Genomic DNA, 3,742 nt, shown 5'->3' with positions numbered 1-3,742 from the left:
AAGATCTAAATAAACATCTCGAAACCCTATTTTCCGAACATAAATCCAAAAATTGCCTTACCTACGAAACGATTGTCGATTCTTTTGATAAACAGCCGACCCTTGCTCAAGCAAAAAACATTTTAAAATTGGCGCAAAAATACAAAATCTGTCTTTTTACCTCTTCAGAACATGCAAAAATGCTCAATCAGCAAGAAGCAGCGGCAAAACGTGCCGCACAGCTCAAATACATCGAAGAAGCCAGCGGGGATGAGTTTGATATTCTCAAGCAGCACGAACTCCTCGAATGGTCACGTTCGGATTCACCGGTACGTATGTACCTTCGTGAAATGGGGCAAATTCCCCTTTTGACCAAAGAAGAAGAGGTGGAGATCTCCAAACGAATGGAGATGGGAGAAGGAATCATTATCGATGCGATTTGTTCGGTTCCTTACCTCATTGATTTTATTCTCGACTACAAAGACCCGCTCATCAACCGTGAACGCCGCGTTAAAGAACTTTTCAAAAGTTTTGAAGAAGACGGTGAAGATGATGGTGAAGATGATGTTGAAGATGATATCGATGAAGACGAAACAACCGAAAAAGCCCCTTCAGCAAAAGATAAAAAGCGGGTAGAAAAAGTTGTAACCTCTTTTAAAGCACTCGAAAAAGCAAAAAAAGAGTGGGTCAAAGCGACTGAAAAAATGTTGGAAGAGCGCCCGATCGATGAGATGGATGCAGAATACGTCCTTTTCTTTCTCAATGTCAGTTTCAAGAAAAAAATGCTCAAAGAAGCGCTTTTAAATCTTGGGCCAACCTCAAAACTCATCAACGAGCTTGTCCGTTCTATGGAAACGGCACTTCGCAGTGACGAAGGATTTGATCGGGAACTTAAACGCTTAGAGTACAAGCTCCCTCTTTTTAACGATCAACTCAAGAAAAATCACGCATTGATTTTGAATAAAATCTGCGACTTGACCAAAGAAGAGATTGCGACAAAAGTCCCTGAAGCGACGATGGTCAGCACCTATATGGAGATCAAAAAACTGATCCAAACCAAAGAGGCTTCTAAGGGGGGCTTCAACATGGAGCCGGAAAAACTCGCCGATATCTTAGAGCAGATCAAACGGGGTAAAAGCATCTCTGAAACGGCGAAAACACGCATGGCGAAATCGAATCTTCGTCTGGTCGTTTCGATCGCCAAACGCTATACGAACCGTGGGTTGCCGTTCCTTGATCTAATTCAAGAAGGTAACATCGGACTCATGAAAGCGGTCGATAAATTCGAATACCAAAAAGGGTATAAATTCTCGACCTATGCCACATGGTGGATCCGTCAGGCAATCAGCCGTGCTATCGCCGATCAGGCACGTACGATTCGTATTCCGATCCATATGATTGAGACGATCAACCGTATCAACAAGATTATGCGTAAACACCTCCAAGAACACGGAAAAGAGCCGGATGTCGAAACCATCGCAGAAGAAGTTGGCTTGTCGGTTGAGAAAGTTAAAAACGTTATCAAAATCACCAAAGAACCAATTTCACTTGAAGCTCCAATCGGGAATGAAGAAGACGGCCGTTTCGGAGATTTCATCGAAGATAAAATGTCACTTTCACCGAGTGACGCTATCTTGAAAGACGATTTAAAAGTCCAAATCGAAAGCGTTCTCGAACAGCTCAACGAACGTGAAAAAGCGGTTATTAAAATGCGTTTCGGGATCATGGACGATGAGAGTGACCGCACCCTCGAAGAGATCGGAAAAGAGCTCAATGTTACCCGTGAACGCGTGCGCCAAATCGAAAGCAGCGCGATCAAAAAACTCAAACACCCAAAAGTGGGCCGTAAACTCAAAAACTATATCGAGGACTAATGACGTTCGATCAGCAATGGATTGAATACGATTTTAATCCATTTATCCTTTTTAGCTCCAGCGGAAAGATCCTTTCGCTCAATACTGAAGCACAATACCTTCTCGGGGCGATTGAGGCTTCTGCCATCTATAAAATCGCAACCACCTATGCCAGTTCTTCTTTCGGATTTAAAACCACGTTTTTGGAACTCGAATTTGGACGATTCAAATTTTTCGGTATCACGGTCGGATATGAAGACGAAGAACAGATAGGTATCCGCCTCTACCAGCTTCCCTCCTTTCAATTTACGGCGCAAAAGCCTGAAGGGCAATTGGTCAACATTTATACCCTCATCGATCTGTGTATCAGTTCCAACTCAATCGGATCTCAAAGCAAATACACCAAAGAACTCGATCCGACGATCCCTGAGATACGTCTTCAAACCGAATGGTTCATCAAACTGCTCAATAAAATTTATACCTCTATGGCAGGGAACGAAAAAATTGCGACCCGTCTCTTTTTCCGTGTCGGGGAGCATATTAAATTTGAAGGGGAGAAATATTCTCTTTTTTCCATCGAAGTATCAGCAGAGACAATCAATCGTCGATATTTGGCTGAGATTACCCATTTGGCAGAAGAAAACAATCTTTTTGTGGATATAAAAGAGCAACGTATTACGATCAACGTTCCGATGATCGTAAAATAAAGAGTTTTTTAGCCACAAAATACCCTATCGGCATCCCTGCTGCCAAACCGATCAAATAGGGCAATATCGCAAGAGCATTTGAATTTTTCAATGCAATAAATCCGATGATTAAAAATGCATACGGAATCAATCGATACACCGATACCATCGCCGAAGCGTTTTGGGTCGTATTTTTGAGGACATTCCCTTTTTGACGCGCTTTTTCCTCTTTGATCATTTGCTTGATGTCGGTGATTTCTTGCTCTCTCTCTTCTTCGTAGAGATCATACGGATCGTCCATCTCATCGATGGCATCTTTGAAATCGTCAATTTCACTGTTTTCGACACGACTTTGAATCATATTGCGATAGGCATAAAGCGATCCGATCACAATAAGCATTGACGAGATCATCGCGATGATAAAACTCATCATTGTTTAGTCCTCGTCGTCATCGACTTGTTTGCCCATGTTGTAGCGTGGGTCTTTGGCTAATTGTTCAAACTCTTTGTACTGTTTGCTGTACGCTTTGTAGACGTTGAGCAATGCAGCGGCGATACCGATGGCTACACCGACCCAAAGAAGCCATGTGATTCCGGTGAGTTTTTTAAGTCCCAATCCGATGGCTACACCGATCAATACGGCAACCACCATAGAGATACCGAGTGATAGGGTTTCTGCCCCTTCGATGATCGGCTTTAAACGGGGTTTTTGCTCTTCGTTTTCCATAAAATACCTTTTTTAATTCTCTATGTCCGTTCGTAGTGAGCTTGTCAAACCATGAATTCACCCTTCGACAAGCTCAGGGCGAACGGTAAAATTTTATAACTCTGAAAAAATCTTTTCTGCTGCGGCAATCGTCTCTTCAATCATCGCATCGGTTGTCGCGGTGGAGATAAAGCCCGTCTCAAACTGCGAACAGGCAAAATAAAATCCCGCATCCAGCATCGCAGCATGAAACTTGGCAAAACGTGCTGTATCGCTTTTAAGCGCTTCGGCAAAGTTTCCTACCGATTCATCGGAGAAGAAAAATCCGAACATCGAACCGCGCACGTCGGTTTGGAGACCAATATTATGTTTTGCTGCCGCTTCCGCAAAACCGCCCATCAAACGCTTCGCTCTCTCTTCGAGGACACTGAATACCCGTGCGTTGTTTTTGAGTTTATGGATAGACGCCAATCCTGCCGCCATCGCCACCGGATTCCCACTGAGGGTTCCTGCTTGAT

At 43.4% G+C, this 3,742-nt stretch carries 4 protein-coding genes and 1 pseudogene; 2 read left to right on the top strand and 3 right to left on the bottom strand.

Annotated elements, in window-relative coordinates; genetic code table 11:
* Both rpoD and JHC35_RS06795 read left to right on the top strand, forming a co-directional pair.
* Positions 1 to 1,853, top strand: a 1,853-nt coding sequence (gene rpoD / locus JHC35_RS06800) for an RNA polymerase sigma factor RpoD (protein WP_295043323.1), incomplete at its 5' end; no start/stop codon positions are given.
* Positions 1,853 to 2,539, top strand: coding sequence for a hypothetical protein (locus JHC35_RS06795; RefSeq protein WP_295043321.1), 687 nt, complete (start codon positions 1,853 to 1,855; stop codon positions 2,537 to 2,539). The genes rpoD and JHC35_RS06795, both read left to right, overlap by 1 nt.
* Here JHC35_RS06795 and JHC35_RS06790 read toward each other — a convergent pair.
* The 3 genes and pseudogenes from JHC35_RS06790 to JHC35_RS06780 all read right to left on the bottom strand — a co-directional run.
* On the bottom strand, positions 2,514 to 2,951 hold the full coding sequence (locus JHC35_RS06790; RefSeq protein WP_295043319.1) for a hypothetical protein: 438 nt from the start codon (positions 2,949 to 2,951) through the stop codon (positions 2,514 to 2,516). The two genes, JHC35_RS06795 and JHC35_RS06790, sit on opposite strands and share 26 nt — an antisense overlap.
* Before the next feature lie 3 nt (positions 2,952 to 2,954).
* Positions 2,955 to 3,245 (bottom strand): AtpZ/AtpI family protein, encoded by a 291-nt coding sequence (locus JHC35_RS06785; protein ID WP_295043317.1) that lies wholly within the window; start codon positions 3,243 to 3,245, stop codon positions 2,955 to 2,957.
* A 93-nt stretch (positions 3,246 to 3,338) separates the two neighbouring features.
* Positions 3,339 to 3,742 (bottom strand): annotated as a pseudogene (locus JHC35_RS06780) (aspartate aminotransferase family protein); the annotation flags it as partial.

The organism is Sulfuricurvum sp. (assembly GCF_022759005.1).
Classification (GTDB): domain Bacteria; phylum Campylobacterota; class Campylobacteria; order Campylobacterales; family Sulfurimonadaceae; genus Sulfuricurvum.
Note: the sequence above shows the minus strand (reverse complement) of the source record. Positions and strands in the feature narration are given on the sequence as shown.

Bases quoted from the DNA above. Each gene is read 5' to 3' on its own strand.
- JHC35_RS06795 (WP_295043321.1), top strand. From the start codon at position 1,853: ATGACGTTCGATCAGCAATGGATTGAATACGATTTTAATCCATTTATC.
- JHC35_RS06790 (WP_295043319.1), bottom strand. From the start codon at position 2,951: ATGATGAGTTTTATCATCGCGATGATCTCGTCAATGCTTATTGTGATC.
- JHC35_RS06785 (WP_295043317.1), bottom strand. From the start codon at position 3,245: ATGGAAAACGAAGAGCAAAAACCCCGTTTAAAGCCGATCATCGAAGGG.